Here is a 13863-nt window from a genome sequence, read left to right as displayed (position 1 = left end):
TGACCCATGTTCAAGTATATCGGCGACATCGTTAAGGGCACCGGCACACAGCTGCGCAGCCTGGCAATGGTGTTCTCCCACGGGTTCCGCAAGCGCGACACCCTGCAGTACCCCGAAGAACCCGTGTACCTGCCGCCGCGCTACCGCGGCCGCATCGTCCTCACCCGCGACCCCGATGGCGAGGAGCGCTGCGTAGCGTGCAACCTCTGCGCGGTGGCCTGCCCGGTTGGCTGCATTTCGCTGCAGAAGGCCGAGACCGAGGATGGTCGCTGGTACCCGGAATTCTTCCGCATCAACTTCTCGCGTTGCATTTTCTGCGGCCTGTGTGAAGAAGCGTGCCCGACCACCGCGATCCAGCTGACTCCGGATTTCGAAATGGCCGAGTTCAAGCGTCAGGACCTGGTGTACGAGAAAGAAGATCTGCTGATCTCCGGCCCCGGCAAGAACCCTGACTACAACTTCTACCGTGTTGCGGGTATGGCAATCGCTGGCAAGCCGAAAGGCGCTGCGCAGAACGAAGCCGAGCCGATCAACGTGAAGAGCTTGCTCCCATAAGGACAGAAAGATGGAATTCGCTTTCTACTTCGCATCCGGGATCGCCGTGGTCTCCACCCTTCGGGTGGTGACCGGCACAAACCCCGTGCACGCCTTGCTTTACCTGATCATTTCGCTGATTTCCGTGGCCATGATCTTCTTCTCCCTGGGTGCGCCGTTCGCCGGCGCCCTGGAAGTGATCGCCTACGCCGGCGCCATCATGGTGCTGTTCGTGTTCGTGGTGATGATGCTCAACCTGGGGCCGGCTTCGGTCGCCCAGGAGCGCGGCTGGCTCAAGCCCGGCATCTGGGCAGGGCCGGTAATCCTCGGCACCCTGCTGCTGCTGGAACTGCTGTACGTGCTGTTCGTCACCCCAAGCGGCGCTGGCATCAGCGGTACCACCGTGGGCCCGAAAGAAGTGGGCATCAGCCTGTTCGGGCCGTACCTGCTGGTGGTCGAACTGGCCTCGATGCTGCTGCTGGCTGCAGCCGTCACCGCCTTCCACCTGGGCCGCAACGAGGCGAAGGAGTAAATCATGGGTGCTATCCCTCTCGAGCATGGCCTGGCGGTCGCCGGTATCCTGTTCTGCTTAGGTCTGGTTGGCCTGATGGTCCGCCGCAACATCCTCTTCGTGCTCATGAGCCTGGAAGTCATGATGAACGCCTCTGCCCTGGCGTTCGTCGTCGCCGGGGCCCGTTGGGTCCAGCCCGACGGCCAGGTGATGTTCATTCTGGTGATCAGCCTGGCAGCCGCCGAGGCCAGTATTGGCCTGGCCATCCTGCTGCAGCTGTATCGCCGCTTCCACACTCTCGACATCGATGCTGCCAGTGAGATGCGCGGATGAACCTTCTCTTCCTGACTTTCGTCTTCCCCCTCATCGGCTTCCTGCTGCTGTCGTTCTCGCGCGGGCGGTTCTCGGAGAACCTGTCCGCCCTGATCGGCGTCGGCTCGGTGGGCCTGTCGGCGGCTACCGCCGCCTACGTCATCTGGCAGTTCAATGTCGCGCCACCTGAAGGCGGCGCGTACAGCCAACTGCTGTGGCAGTGGATGTCGGTGGACGGCTTTGCGCCGAACTTCACCCTGTACCTGGACGGCCTGTCGGTCACCATGCTCGGCGTGGTTACCGGTGTCGGCTTCCTGATCCACCTGTTCGCGTCCTGGTACATGCGTGGCGAAGCCGGCTACTCGCGCTTCTTCTCGTACACCAACCTGTTCATCGCCAGCATGCTGTTCCTGATCCTCGGCGATAACCTGCTGTTCATCTACTTCGGCTGGGAAGGCGTGGGCCTGTGCTCGTACCTGTTGATCGGTTTCTATTACAGCAACCGCAACAACGGTAACGCGGCACTCAAGGCGTTCATCGTCACCCGTATCGGTGACGTGTTCCTGGCCATCGGCCTGTTCATCCTGTTTGCCCAGCTGGGTACCCTGAACGTGCAGGAACTGCTGGTGCTGGCACCGCAGAAGTTCCAGGCTGGTGACACCTGGATGGTGCTGGCAACACTGATGCTGCTGGGCGGTGCGGTCGGTAAATCGGCCCAGCTGCCACTGCAGACCTGGCTGGCCGACGCCATGGCGGGCCCAACCCCGGTTTCGGCGCTGATCCACGCTGCAACCATGGTGACCGCGGGCGTGTACCTGATCGCCCGTACCAACGGCCTGTTCCTGTTGGCGCCGGACATCCTGCACCTGGTAGGTGTGGTCGGTGGCGTGACCCTGGTACTGGCCGGCTTCGCCGCGCTGGTACAGACCGACATCAAGCGTATCCTCGCCTACTCGACCATGAGCCAGATCGGCTACATGTTCCTGGCACTGGGCGTTGGCGCCTGGGATGCGGCGATCTTCCACCTGATGACCCACGCCTTCTTCAAGGCCCTGCTGTTCCTTGCCTCCGGTGCGGTGATCGTTGCCTGCCACCACGAGCAGAACATCTTCAAGATGGGCGGCCTGTGGAAGAAACTGCCACTGGCCTACGCCAGCTTCGTGGTCGGTGGTGCTGCCCTGGCCGCCCTGCCGATCGTGACCGTGGGCTTCTACTCCAAGGACGAGATCCTCTGGGAAGCCTTCGCCAGCGGCAACACCGGCCTGCTGTACGCCGGCCTGGTCGGTGCGTTCATGACCTCGCTGTACACCTTCCGCCTGATCTTCATCGCCTTCCACGGCGAAGCCAAGACCGAAGCTCACGCGGGCCACGGCATCAGCCACTGGCTGCCGCTGGGCGTGCTGATCGTGCTGTCGACCTTCGTCGGTGCCTGGATCACCCCGCCGCTGGCAGGCGTGCTGCCTGAAAGCGCCGGCCACGCCGGTGGCGAAGCCAAGCACGCGCTGGAGATCACCTCGGGCGCCATCGCCATCGCCGGTATCCTGCTGTCAGCCCTGCTGTTCCTGGGCAAGCGCAGCTTCGTCAGCGCCGTCGCCAACAGCGGCATCGGCCGCGCCCTGTCGGCCTGGTGGTTCGCCGCGTGGGGCTTCGACTGGATCTACGACAAGCTTTTCGTCAAACCGTACCTGCTGATCTGCCACATCCTGCGCAAGGACCCGGTAGACCGCAGCATCGGCCTGATTCCTCGGATGGCGCGTGGCGGCCACGTCGCCATGAGCAAGACCGAGACTGGCCAACTGCGCTGGTACACCGCCTCTATCGCCGTCGGTGCCGTACTGGTACTCGGTGCCGTGCTAGTGGCTGCGGTATGACAATGAATCTTGCGACTTTGCCAAAGGAAACCAACCCGTCATGATTTTGCCTTGGCTGATCCTGATCCCCTTCATCGGCGGCTTCCTGTGCTGGCTGGGTGAGCGCTTCGGCGCCACCTTGCCGCGCTGGATCGCGCTGCTGACCATGTCCCTGCTGCTCGGCATCGGCCTGTGGCTGTGGGCTAACGGCGACTACACCCTCGCCCCCGCTCCGGGCGCCGAGCCGGCCTGGGCCCTGGAATACAAACTCCAGTGGATCCAGCGCTTCGGCATCAGCATCCACCTGGCCCTCGACGGCCTGTCGCTGCTGATGATCCTGCTCACCGGCCTGCTCGGTGTGCTGTCGGTACTGTGTTCCTGGAAAGAGATCCAGCGCCACGTCGGCTTCTTCCACCTCAACCTGATGTGGATCCTGGGCGGCGTGGTCGGTGTGTTCCTGGCCCTGGACCTGTTCCTGTTCTTCTTCTTCTGGGAAATGATGCTGGTGCCGATGTACTTCCTCATCGCGCTCTGGGGTCACAGCTCGGCAGACGGCAAGAAGACCCGGATCTACGCGGCGACCAAGTTCTTCATCTTCACCCAGGCCAGCGGCCTGATCATGCTGGTGGCGATCCTGGGCCTGGTGCTGGTCAACTACAACACTACCGGCGTGCTCACCTTCAACTACAGCGACCTGCTCAAGGCCGAGCTGCCAGCCGGTGTCGAATACGTGCTGATGCTGGGCTTCTTCATCGCCTTCGCGGTGAAGCTGCCGGTGGTACCGTTCCACTCCTGGCTGCCTGATGCTCACGCCCAGGCACCTACCGCAGGCTCCGTGGACCTGGCGGGTATCTTGCTGAAGACCGCGGCCTACGGCCTGCTGCGCTTTGCCCTGCCGCTGTTCCCGAACGCCTCGGCCGAGTTCGCGCCCATCGCCATGACCCTGGGCCTGATCGGTATCTTCTACGGTGCCTTCCTGGCCTTTGCGCAAACCGACATCAAGCGCCTGATCGCCTTCTCCAGCGTCTCGCACATGGGCTTCGTGCTGATCGGTATCTACTCCGGCAGCCAGCAGGCCCTGCAAGGCGCGGTGATCCAGATGCTGGCCCACGGCCTGTCGGCTGCGGCACTGTTCATCCTGTCCGGCCAGCTGTACGAGCGCCTGCACACCCGTGACATGCGTCAGATGGGTGGCCTGTGGCACCGCATCGCCTACCTGCCCGCCATCAGCCTGTTCTTCGCCGCAGCGTCGCTGGGCCTGCCGGGTACCGGCAACTTCGTCGGCGAGTTCCTGATCCTGATCGGCAGCTTCGCACATGTACCATGGATCACCGTGATCGCCACCACCGGCCTGGTATTCGGTTCGGTCTACTCGCTGATCATGATCCACCGCGCCTACTTCGGCCCGGCCAAGGCCGACACCGTGCTGGCCGGCATGGACGGTCGCGAACTGATCATGGTGCTGGGCCTGGCGGTACTGCTGATCCTGCTGGGCGTGTATCCACAGCCGTTCCTCGACACCTCTGCCGCCACCATGAGTGGTGTGCAGCAGTGGCTCGGTTCCGCTTTCACTCAACTCGCTTCGGCCCGGTAAGAGCGCTATGGAATTCACCACTCAACACTTCATCGCATTGGCGCCGATGCTGATCACCACCATCACCACGGTGGTGGTGATGCTGGCGATCGCCTGGAAGCGCAACCACTCGCAGACCTTCCTGCTGTCCACCGTGGGCCTGAACCTGGCCCTGCTGTCGATCCTGCCGGCGCTGAAAGTAGCGCCGCTGGCGGTGACCCCGCTGATCACCATCGACAAGTTCGCCTGCCTGTACATGGCGATCATCCTGGTGGCGACGCTGGCGTGCGTCACATTGGCCCACGCCTACCTCGGCGAAGGCTCCAAGGGCTTCCCGGGCAACCGTGAAGAACTGTACCTGCTGCTGCTGATGTCGGCCCTCGGAGGCCTGGTGCTGGTCAGCGCCAACCACCTGGCCGGCCTGTTCATCGGCCTGGAGCTGCTGTCGGTACCGGTCTACGGCCTGGTGGCGTACGCCTTCTTCAACAAGCGATCACTGGAAGCCGGCATCAAGTACATGGTGCTGTCGGCCGCAGGCTCCGCTTTCCTGCTGTTCGGCATGGCCCTGCTGTACGCAGATGCCGGCAGCCTGAGCTTCGACCAGATCGGCAAAGCCCTGGCAACCACCAGCATGCCAAGCCTGGTGGCCCAGCTGGGCCTGGGCATGATGCTGGTCGGCTTGGCCTTCAAGCTGTCGCTGGTACCGTTCCACCTGTGGACCCCGGACGTGTACGAAGGCGCCCCGGCGCCGGTGGCCGCGTTCCTCGCCACCGCCAGCAAAGTGGCAGTATTCGCCGTGGTCGTGCGCCTGTTCATGCTCTCCCCTGCTGCCAGCAGCGGCGCGCTGAGCACCGTGCTGGCGGTGATTGCCGTAGCCTCGATCCTGGTCGGCAACCTGTTGGCGCTGACCCAGAGCAACCTCAAGCGCCTGCTGGGCTACTCGTCCATCGCCCACTTTGGCTACCTGGTCATCGCCCTGGTTGCCAGCAAGGGCCTGGCCCTGGAAGCCATGGGCGTGTACCTGGTCACCTACGTGATCACCAGCCTCGGCGCCTTCGGCGTAATCACCCTGATGTCCTCGCCTTACGGCGGCCGTGACGCCGATGCGCTGTACGAGTACCGCGGCCTGTTCTGGCGCCGCCCGTACCTGACCGCGGTACTGACCGTGATGATGCTGTCGCTGGCGGGTATCCCGCTGACCGCTGGCTTCATCGGCAAGTTCTACATCATCGCCACCGGCGTCGAGTCGCACCTGTGGTGGCTGGTCGGTGCCCTGGTGATCGGTAGCGCCATCGGCGTTTACTACTACCTGCGCGTCATGGTCACCCTGTACCTGGTCGAGCCGAACCTGCGTCGTCACGACGCCCCGCTGAAGTGGGAACAGCGCACCGGTGGCGTCATGCTGCTGGCCATCGCCATTCTTGCCTTCGTGCTCGGCGTCTACCCGCAGCCGCTGCTGGAACTGGTTCAGCAAGCCGGCCTGCAACTGATCGGCTGATCGCCTCGGCAACACAAAACACCCCGCTTATGCGGGGTGTTTTTTTATCTGCACATTTATTTGCCTGCCCCCTATGAAGCCTCACTCAACCGGGCTGGCCTGGCCTGCCCCAGGCAAGGCGGCCTTGCGCAAATCGCCATTGGCCGAAGGCAGGTACACTTCCGGATTGGGCATCCCGCTGGGGGAAAGTTCATGGGTCATTTCGAATTCGGCGCGTACAGACCAGCCGCACGCTTCAGTGGTGCATTGCAAATAAGCGATACGCAAGAAAATATGGCGCCCTTCGCTAGTGCGTATGCGCATCCGGCTATGGCAATGCGGGCAAACCAGCTTGTAAGTACTCACGGCAAGTACCTGCTAGCATTGCTCAGGCCAACCTGTGTGTCAGTATTGGCTGCAACTGTGGGTGTATTCTTCAATTTGATGGTTCTCATTGCAGAAGTGCTCCTTAAAACGCAGGGCTGTATTCATAACGAGTAGTTTAAGCCCATGGAATATCATTAAACCAGTCATGGATATTTGTTATGAGTACTCACGTACTTGCTGCGGTGCTCACGCGCCTTAAGCTTCTCACTGGTGCCCAGACTGATGCCGAGCTGTCTCGTGCGTTGTCGGTCAGCCCGCAGACGCTGAGCAGCTGGAAAGTTCGCGACAGCGTCCCATACTCACTTTGCATAGAAATCGCCATACAGCATGCGTGCTCCCTTGATTGGTTGCTGTTGGGTGAAGGGGAACAACGCCCGGTATGCCAAAGTGAGCCAGGCTGGGAGTTCGACATGCTCGACCGGCTGCGCACGTTGTCCCCGGTTGATCGCCAAGCCATCCTGCTGCACATCAAGGACAAGCAACGCATCCAGCAGCTGGAACAGCAATTGAGCGAACTGACCAGCCACCTGCCCGAAGCCGCCAGGGGCTAACCTCGGCGGCGCCAGCGCTGGATAAGTTCGCGCGGGTCGAGCGTATCCAGCCAGACCATGACCTTGAGGCTGATGGGGATCACCACCACGGCTGCGACGAATGCCGCCATGCCACGGGTCAACAAGGGCGCCAATGACGAAACCAGCGGCTCGAACAGGTGCCCCACCCCCACAGTCACGAACACCAGCAACAGCTTCTTGCCCAGCGTCAGGCGCCTGGTCGCACTGGTGATCAAGCGGTCGCGCGCCGCGCCCACCAGCAAAGCCCCCAACAGCGCGGCAAACAACACACTGCCATCCACGCTCAGCAGCTCAATCAGCCCCGGGGCCCAGCGGTCGACAACAAATTCCTCATGCATGAGCCGCCCCCCGACGCCCAGTGCGCAGAGATGAGCTTGCACCAAGGCTGTACATGACCGCGGCTTCGACAAAGCGGATGTAGCACACCCGCAAAGCGCGCCCTTGATCATGCCCGGCCACATCCTCCAGGCGCTTGTAGCCCCGCTCTCGCAACACCGCGCGCCAGCGCGCAAATTCCCGCGCTGCATCAATGGCGGCACAACGTGCGGCGACTTCCAGGGCGGCCTCACTGACCGGCCATGTCAGGTTCAGGCGCTCACGCAGCCTGCCAAGGTCCACCCGTGGCCAGAACGGGTCATGGCTGTCGGCATAACGTGGTAACCGAGGGTCGTTGCTCATACCTCACCCCCTCATTGCTCGGCCAGCATGCCGTAGCGAATGGCCTTGATTACCGCCGCCACCCGTGTAGGCACGTCGAACTTGCGCAAGATGTTGGACACGTGGAAGTTCACCGTCGACTCCTTGCATTCAAGGATCCGGCCTATCTCCCAGGAGCTCTTGCCGTAGGCACACCACAACAGCACTTGCCGTTCACGGGGCGTCAGGCGAACCGGGGCGTCCGCCGGGGGTTGCTGCGGGTGTCGTGCGTTGTCAGTCATGCTTGTACTCCACGGGTGATTGAGCGAGGCATCGCTGCCGGTCTGCAGCCACCTTACGAAGCGCATGCCGCCTCGCTCCACCGGTGCGGCTTGTAAAGAACTTTCGTACAAAAGCGTCTGACGAAAGCCATGCAAGATTTGCTGACTTTCTTAGTGCTCCAAGCGGCATTTCGCTCGTCTCAACGCCGTTGTCCATTCGTCTTTCGCCTGGAGTCGTACAATGCGTTCCGTTTTTTCCCCATCGTCCTGCCTTGGCCTGCTGGCTGCCTTTGTTGCCGCCCAGCCCGCCCTGGCGGCATCCGCGGTCGAATTGGGCCAGGTGCTGATCACCGATGAGGAGCAGAACGACCTGACAGCTGCCAGCGAACGCCTGCGGCAGGTGCCAGGCGCCAGCAACCTGGTGGACATGCAACGCGTGGGGCAAGGCCGAGTGGCCAGCAACCAGGACGTGCTGGCCTACCAGCCCGGCGTATTCGCCCAATCGGCGGGCAACGATGGCATCAAACTGTCGATCCGCGGCTCGGGCATCAACCGTGCGCCGGGTGCCCACGGCTCCGGGGTTTACACGATGTTCGACGGCCTGCCACTGACGGGCCCGGGCGGTACGCCCTACGAACTGTTCGAGCCGCTGTGGCTGAGCCGCGCGGAAGTACTGCGCGGTGCCAATGGTTTCGACCAGGGTGCCCTGGCGCTGGGCGGCGCGATCAACTACGTCACCCACACCGGCTACGACGCCGCGCCGCTGCAGGTGCGCTACGAGGTCGGCAGCCGCGGTTACCAGCACCGGCACATCAGCTCGGGGCAAGTGCTGGGCAACCTCGACTACTACGTGGCCCTGACCGACTCGGAATATGACGGCTATCAGGCGCACAGCAGCGGCAGTGCCAAGGGCATTGCTGCCAATGTCGGCTACCGCTTCAACCCGAACCTGGAAACCCGCTTCTACCTGCGCTACCGGGAGACAGAAAACGAACTGGCCGGGCGCCTGACCAAAGACCAGATCAAGCACCACCCGCGTGCGGCCAACCCGGCCTATCTGGCCCGCGACGACAGCCGCCCGCAACCAGGCAGCACCTGGGTGGGCAACAAGACCACGTTCTACCTCGACGACGATGCGCGCCTGGAAGCCGGCCTGGTCTACCACGACTACCCGATGGACCTGCGCGAAGGCCCCATGCGCCTGAAGGTGGCCTATACCGATGTCAGCGGCACGCTGAACTATTTGCGCCGCGACACACTGTTCGGCCACGAGAGCAAGACCACCATCGGCTGGCGCACCACCAAGCACCTGCCCAACAGCGGCGCTTCGCAATTTACCCGCAATGGCGATGTATTCGGCGAGCGCACCCGTGACTTCAGCTACCAGGGCTCGGACACCGTGCTGCATGCCGGCAACGACCTGGAGCTGGCCCCCAACCTGTGGCTGACCAGCGGCCTGGCAATGATCTACACCCGCCGCGAAAGTGACGTGACCTACCCGGCCGAGGGCGGCAAGGTGAGCATGCATGACTGGGACTATGCACCACGCCTGGGGCTGCGCTACGACATCCGCCCGGACCTGCAGGTGTACGGCAACCTCAGCCGCTCGGTAGAGCCACCACACCCGTGGTCGCTGATCTGGAGCGCACCCAGCACAGGCGGCAAACAGATCCAGCCGATCGAGATGCAGAACCAGACCGCCACTACCCTGGAGCTGGGCGCGCGTGGCGACTCGGCGCTTGGCCACTGGGACCTTGCCTGGTATTACTCGCAAGTGCGCCACGAACTGCTGGCCGTGGAAGTGGTGCCAAACTTCACTTCGGAGTTCAACGCCAGCGCTACCGTGCACCAGGGCGTGGAGGCCGGCCTTGACAGCACACTGTGGGAACGCGCCGGTACCGGCAAGCTGAGCTTGCGCCAGGCCTACACCTTCAGCGACTTCCACTACCGTGATGACGACACGTTTGGCGACAACCGCCTGCCGGGCATCCCCATGCACTATTACCAGGCCGAACTGCGCTATGACTGGCCGAGCGGCTTCTACGCCGGGGTCAACACGCAGATGGCGTCAAAGGTGCAGGTGGACTATGCCAACAGCTATCACGCCGATGAATATGCCTTGCTCGGTGCGCGCCTGGGCTGGAACTCACCCAAACAGGACTGGCAGACATGGCTGGACCTGCGCAACCTGACCAACAAGCGGTATGCGGCCACGGTAACGCCAACCTACAACGATGCAGGCAAGGACAACGCCCGCTCTACGCCGGGCGAAGGGTTTGGCGTTTACGCCGGCGTTTCCTACAGCTTCCGCTAGAGCCTGCAGCGCACTGTTTCTGTAGGAGCAGCCTTGTGCTGCGAAGAGGCCGGTACAAATCACGCATCAGTATCGTCTGGGCAGGCGTCTTCGCAGCACGAGGCTGCTCCTACAAAGACCGCGTCAAACCGCCCGGTTCAGCTTCACCCACGAGGCAAACTTGTCGACAAACGCCTGCAAAAACGGCCGGGTCTTGTCGTTGAGCTTGCCCGAGTCCTCGAACAGGCTTGCCGCCCCGCCAATGTAGGCCTCGGGCATCTGCATGCACGGCATGTCCAGAAACACCAGCGACTGGCGCACGGCATGGTTGGCGCCAAAGCCGCCAATGGCCCCGGGCGATACACTCACCACCGCCGTCGGTTTGCCACTCCAGGCACTTTGCCCGTACGGCCGCGAGCCCACATCAATGGCATTTTTCAGGCAGCCCGGCACCGATCGGTTGTATTCTGGGGTGACGAACAACACCGCATCACTGCGGCGGATCTCCTCGCGAAACCGCTTCCACGCCTCCGGCGGCGCTTCGGCCTCGACGTCCTCGTTGTACAACGGCAAATCGCCAATTTCGACGATCTTGAGGGTAAGGCTGGACGGCGCCAGCTCCGAAAGTGCGCGGGCGACCTTGCGGTTGTACGACTCCTTGCGCAAGCTACCCACGACAACCGCTACCGAATACACCTGGCTCATGGCAATTTCCAACCTTTGCTGGGTAAAGGGACGTTGTAGTTATAGATGACCGTTCCTCGGCGCTTTGGTTTTTTTTCCGCAGGGTGAAAACTTCCGAGGCTGTTGCACGGTCTATGCCTTCAGACATTTTCTACGTAATTCAGAGGTTTCCACCCAAATGGCAGCAGTAATGGTCGGCCAATTCCACGCCCGTGACGCCGAAGGCCGTATCTACCCCGTGCACGAGTTCCAGGAATCCACCCTGCAACTCGACGGCAGCACGCTGGGCGCCCCCATCACCACCTACCGCCTGGCCATCGGCGACAAGGTCAACCACCTCGGTGAAAACCGCTTCGAACTGGCCCGCAGCGGCGTCGAGATCATTCGCATTCCGTGATGCAGTCCACGGTGTAACGGCCGTTCTCGTTCTGCAGGCCATGCACATCGGCGACAAAACCGGGGAAGCCCTGGTTGAATGCCCGGGCAAAGGCCAGGTAATCGAGTATCGAGCGGGTCGCCTCGGTGAACCGCTCGCCCGGCATGATCAACGGAATACCAGGCGGATACGGCACCAGCATCACCGCCGCCACACGCCCCAGCAGCGCTTCTATCGGCACCGCCTCCACCTCGCCACGCACCATCTGGTCATAGGCACGGGCCGGGCTCACAGCCACCTCCGGCAGGCGCGTGAACAGCCGCTTCAGTTGCTTGGCCGTGGCATTGGCGCGGTAGCAGTCATGCAACTGGTCACACAGGTCGCGCAGCCCCATCCTCTGGTAGCGTGAAGCATCGGCTGCCACCACACTCGGCAGGCAATCGCTCAGGGCTGTATTGCCATCATAGTGGCGCTTGAACTCCAGCAACTCCGTAAGCAACGTGCTCCACTTGCCTTTGGTGATGCCCATGGAGAACAGCACCAGAAAGCTGTACAGGCCGGTTTTCTCCACCACCAGCCCCCGCTCCCAGAGAAACTTGCTGACCACCGCTGCCGGGATACCATGCTCGCCCAGCACACCCCCCGCGCTCAGGCCCGGCATCACCAAGGTCACCTTGAGCGGGTCGAGCAGCACATAGTCGTCCACCACCTCGCCAAAGCCATGCCACTCCGCTCCCGGTTGCAGCAACCAGTCCTGCGCGGCCAGATGCGGGGTACCTTCGGTGCTCGGCGGCTGCCAGATACTGAACCACCAGTCATCCGCAGCAATGTGCTCACGCAGGTTGGCCAGGGCACGACGAAAACTCAGCGCCTCGTCGAACATCTCTTGCAGCAGTGAATGCCCGGCCGGCCCTTCCATCATGGTCGAGGCCACGTCCAGCGAGGCGAGAATGCTGTACTGCGGCGAGGTCGAAATATGCATCATGAACGCTTCGTTGAAGCGGTCCCGGTCCAGCTGACGCCTGGCCCCGTCCTGCACATGGATCATCGAGGCCTGGCTGAACGCGGCCAGCAGTTTGTGGGTGGAATGGGTACTGAACACCAGCGGGCTGTCTGCCGTGCAGGCAGTGCCCATGGCATAGCGCCCGGTGAAGAAGTCATGGAACGCCGCATAGGCAAACCAGGCCTCGTCGAAATGCAGCACCTCGACACTGGCACCCAGGCTCTGCTTGATCATCCCGGCGTGGTAGCACAGGCCGTCATAGGTGGAGTTGGTCACTACCGCCAGCTTGATGCGCTGCCCACGATCGCGGGCAAGGGGGTTGGCCTGGATCTTCGCCGCGATTGCCTCGGGGCTGAATTCGCTGAGCGGGATCGGGCCGATGATGCCCAGTTCGTTGCGCTCCGGGCACAGGTACAGCGGAATGGCGCCGATCATGATGATCGCGTGCACTACCGACTTGTGGCAGTTACGGTCTACCAGCACCAGGTCGTCGCGGCCGACCATGGCGTGCCAGACGATCTTGTTGGCTGTGGAAGTGCCATTGATGACGAAGAAGGTGTGGTCTGCGCCAAAGTTGCGCGCCGCCCTGGCTTCGGCTTCGGCCAAGGGGCCTGTGTGGTCGAGCAACGAGCCCAGTTCCGGCACGGAAACGGACAGGTCCGAGCGCAGGGTGTTTTCCCCGAAAAATTGGTGAAAAGCCTGGCCCACCGGGCTTTTATGGTAGGCCACGCCGCCACCGTGGCCTGGGGTGTGCCAGGAATAGTTGGACTGCGCGGTATGCTGCACCAGGGCCTTGAAGAACGGCGGCAGCAAGCCATCAAGGTAGGTGTGTGCGGCACGCGCCACCTGGCGGGCGAGAAACGGCACGGTGTCTTCGAACAGGTAAAGAATGCCGCGCAGCTGGTTGAGCTCGCTCATGGCTTCGGCGGGGGCGTTTTCCAGGGTTACCTGCTCGCCCAGGGCGAAAATCGGCAGGCTGGGTGCGCGCAGGCGGGCCAGGCGAATCAGCTCGGCCATGTTCTGCAGCAGGTGGGTGTTCTCGCCCACGCCTTCGGCAGCGATCAGCATGCAGGCCAGCCCGTGGTGGGTGGCGGCAACCAGGCGAGCTTCGGCATGGTCGGCGGCGGCGAGAATGGCGAAGCCATCCTGGCGCAGTTCCTCGGCGATGCCCCGCACGCGCTCGCCGGCAACGCTGTCCGCCTTGATGGCGCGGTGGACGATGAGGATCGGGAACTTGAGGTCCTTGTACATCAGGTGGCTACCTCCGAAGGACATGGCGTCCATTTCAGGGTAGTTGAGCCTTGTATTGCCTGTACTGGCCCTTTCGCGGGTGAACCCGCTCCCACAGGGGCCTCAAAAGGCTTTGGACATGCG

The 13863-nt window shown here is 62.6% G+C and carries 16 protein-coding genes; 10 read left to right on the top strand and 6 right to left on the bottom strand.

All coding sequences use genetic code 11. From position 1 onward, the window contains the following. Window positions 1-6: 6 nt before the first annotated feature. From nuoI to nuoN, 6 genes are read left to right on the top strand one after another with little or no spacing between them, the layout of a single operon-like run. Window positions 7-555, top strand: a complete 549-nt coding sequence (nuoI, locus tag ABI582_RS24365) for an NADH-quinone oxidoreductase subunit NuoI (RefSeq protein ID WP_016488223.1) — start codon at window positions 7-9, stop codon at window positions 553-555. Window positions 556-565: 10 nt separating this feature from the next. Further along, window positions 566-1066 carry an NADH-quinone oxidoreductase subunit J gene (nuoJ, locus tag ABI582_RS24360; RefSeq protein ID WP_086978409.1) on the top strand — a complete coding sequence of 167 codons (501 nt, stop codon included), beginning with the start codon at window positions 566-568 and terminating at the stop codon, window positions 1064-1066. Between the two features lie 3 nt (window positions 1067-1069). Continuing rightward, the gene (gene nuoK, locus ABI582_RS24355) at window positions 1070-1378 is read left to right on the top strand and encodes an NADH-quinone oxidoreductase subunit NuoK (RefSeq protein WP_003251446.1); all 309 of its coding nucleotides are present in this window, start codon (window positions 1070-1072) and stop codon (window positions 1376-1378) included. Beyond that, window positions 1375-3228 carry an NADH-quinone oxidoreductase subunit L gene (gene nuoL / locus ABI582_RS24350; RefSeq protein WP_338744650.1) on the top strand — a complete coding sequence of 618 codons (1854 nt, stop codon included), beginning with the start codon at window positions 1375-1377 and terminating at the stop codon, window positions 3226-3228. Before nuoK ends, nuoL begins: the two co-directional genes overlap by 4 nt. Window positions 3229-3268: 40 nt before the next feature. After that, window positions 3269-4801, top strand: a complete 1533-nt coding sequence (gene nuoM / locus ABI582_RS24345; protein WP_258653377.1) for an NADH-quinone oxidoreductase subunit M — start codon at window positions 3269-3271, stop codon at window positions 4799-4801. A 7-nt stretch (window positions 4802-4808) separates the two neighbouring features. Then, on the top strand, window positions 4809-6278 hold the full coding sequence (nuoN, locus tag ABI582_RS24340) for an NADH-quinone oxidoreductase subunit NuoN (protein ID WP_132841961.1): 1470 nt from the start codon (window positions 4809-4811) through the stop codon (window positions 6276-6278). Between the two features lie 81 nt (window positions 6279-6359). Here the strand turns inward: nuoN and ABI582_RS24335 are convergent, their stop codons facing one another. Then, a complete protein-coding gene (locus ABI582_RS24335; RefSeq protein WP_338747519.1) occupies window positions 6360-6575 on the bottom strand; it encodes an ogr/Delta-like zinc finger family protein in 216 nt (71 codons plus the stop codon). Here ABI582_RS24335 and ABI582_RS24330 point away from each other — a divergent pair. Both ABI582_RS24330 and ABI582_RS24325 read left to right on the top strand, forming a co-directional pair. Next, window positions 6471-6758, top strand: a complete 288-nt coding sequence (locus ABI582_RS24330) for a hypothetical protein (protein WP_338747547.1) — start codon at window positions 6471-6473, stop codon at window positions 6756-6758. The genes ABI582_RS24335 and ABI582_RS24330 overlap by 105 nt on opposite strands. Before the next feature lie 44 nt (window positions 6759-6802). Beyond that, complete coding sequence (locus ABI582_RS24325; protein WP_338744651.1) at window positions 6803-7195, top strand: helix-turn-helix domain-containing protein; 393 nt, start codon at window positions 6803-6805, stop codon at window positions 7193-7195. On the opposite strand, the gene ABI582_RS24320 is transcribed toward ABI582_RS24325, so the two are convergent. Genes ABI582_RS24320 through ABI582_RS24310 form a run of 3 tightly spaced genes read right to left on the bottom strand, consistent with a single transcriptional unit; the run spans window position 7192 to window position 8154 of the window. Next, complete coding sequence (locus ABI582_RS24320; RefSeq protein WP_019470479.1) at window positions 7192-7554, bottom strand: hypothetical protein; 363 nt, start codon at window positions 7552-7554, stop codon at window positions 7192-7194. The two genes, ABI582_RS24325 and ABI582_RS24320, sit on opposite strands and share 4 nt — an antisense overlap. After that, the gene (locus ABI582_RS24315) at window positions 7547-7894 is read right to left on the bottom strand and encodes a head completion/stabilization protein (protein ID WP_442120527.1); all 348 of its coding nucleotides are present in this window, start codon (window positions 7892-7894) and stop codon (window positions 7547-7549) included. Before ABI582_RS24315 ends, ABI582_RS24320 begins: the two co-directional genes overlap by 8 nt. A gap of 11 nt (window positions 7895-7905) precedes the next feature. After that, the gene (locus tag ABI582_RS24310) at window positions 7906-8154 is read right to left on the bottom strand and encodes a helix-turn-helix domain-containing protein (protein ID WP_019470477.1); all 249 of its coding nucleotides are present in this window, start codon (window positions 8152-8154) and stop codon (window positions 7906-7908) included. 220 nt (window positions 8155-8374) lie between these two features. Between ABI582_RS24310 and ABI582_RS24305 the strand changes: the two genes are divergently transcribed. Further along, the gene (locus ABI582_RS24305; protein WP_442120526.1) at window positions 8375-10447 is read left to right on the top strand and encodes a TonB-dependent receptor family protein; all 2073 of its coding nucleotides are present in this window, start codon (window positions 8375-8377) and stop codon (window positions 10445-10447) included. A 123-nt stretch (window positions 10448-10570) separates the two neighbouring features. Here ABI582_RS24305 and chrR read toward each other — a convergent pair whose 3' ends face one another. Next, window positions 10571-11131, bottom strand: coding sequence for a class I chromate reductase ChrR (chrR, locus tag ABI582_RS24300; RefSeq protein WP_442120525.1), 561 nt, complete (start codon window positions 11129-11131; stop codon window positions 10571-10573). A 157-nt stretch (window positions 11132-11288) separates the two neighbouring features. Between chrR and ABI582_RS24295 the strand changes: the two genes are divergently transcribed. Next, window positions 11289-11507, top strand: coding sequence for a hypothetical protein (locus ABI582_RS24295; RefSeq protein WP_016488235.1), 219 nt, complete (start codon window positions 11289-11291; stop codon window positions 11505-11507). Here ABI582_RS24295 and ABI582_RS24290 read toward each other — a convergent pair. Further along, window positions 11491-13740, bottom strand: a complete 2250-nt coding sequence (locus ABI582_RS24290; protein ID WP_442120554.1) for an Orn/Lys/Arg decarboxylase N-terminal domain-containing protein — start codon at window positions 13738-13740, stop codon at window positions 11491-11493. The genes ABI582_RS24295 and ABI582_RS24290 overlap by 17 nt on opposite strands. Between the last annotated feature and the right edge of the window lie 123 nt (window positions 13741-13863).

Origin of the sequence: Pseudomonas sp. SAS7, from assembly GCF_052112345.1 — a bacterium.
Lineage (GTDB): Bacteria > Pseudomonadota > Gammaproteobacteria > Pseudomonadales > Pseudomonadaceae > Aquipseudomonas > Aquipseudomonas putida_Q.
The sequence above is the reverse complement of the archived record's forward strand: the minus strand, read 5'-3'. Positions and strand labels throughout refer to the sequence as shown.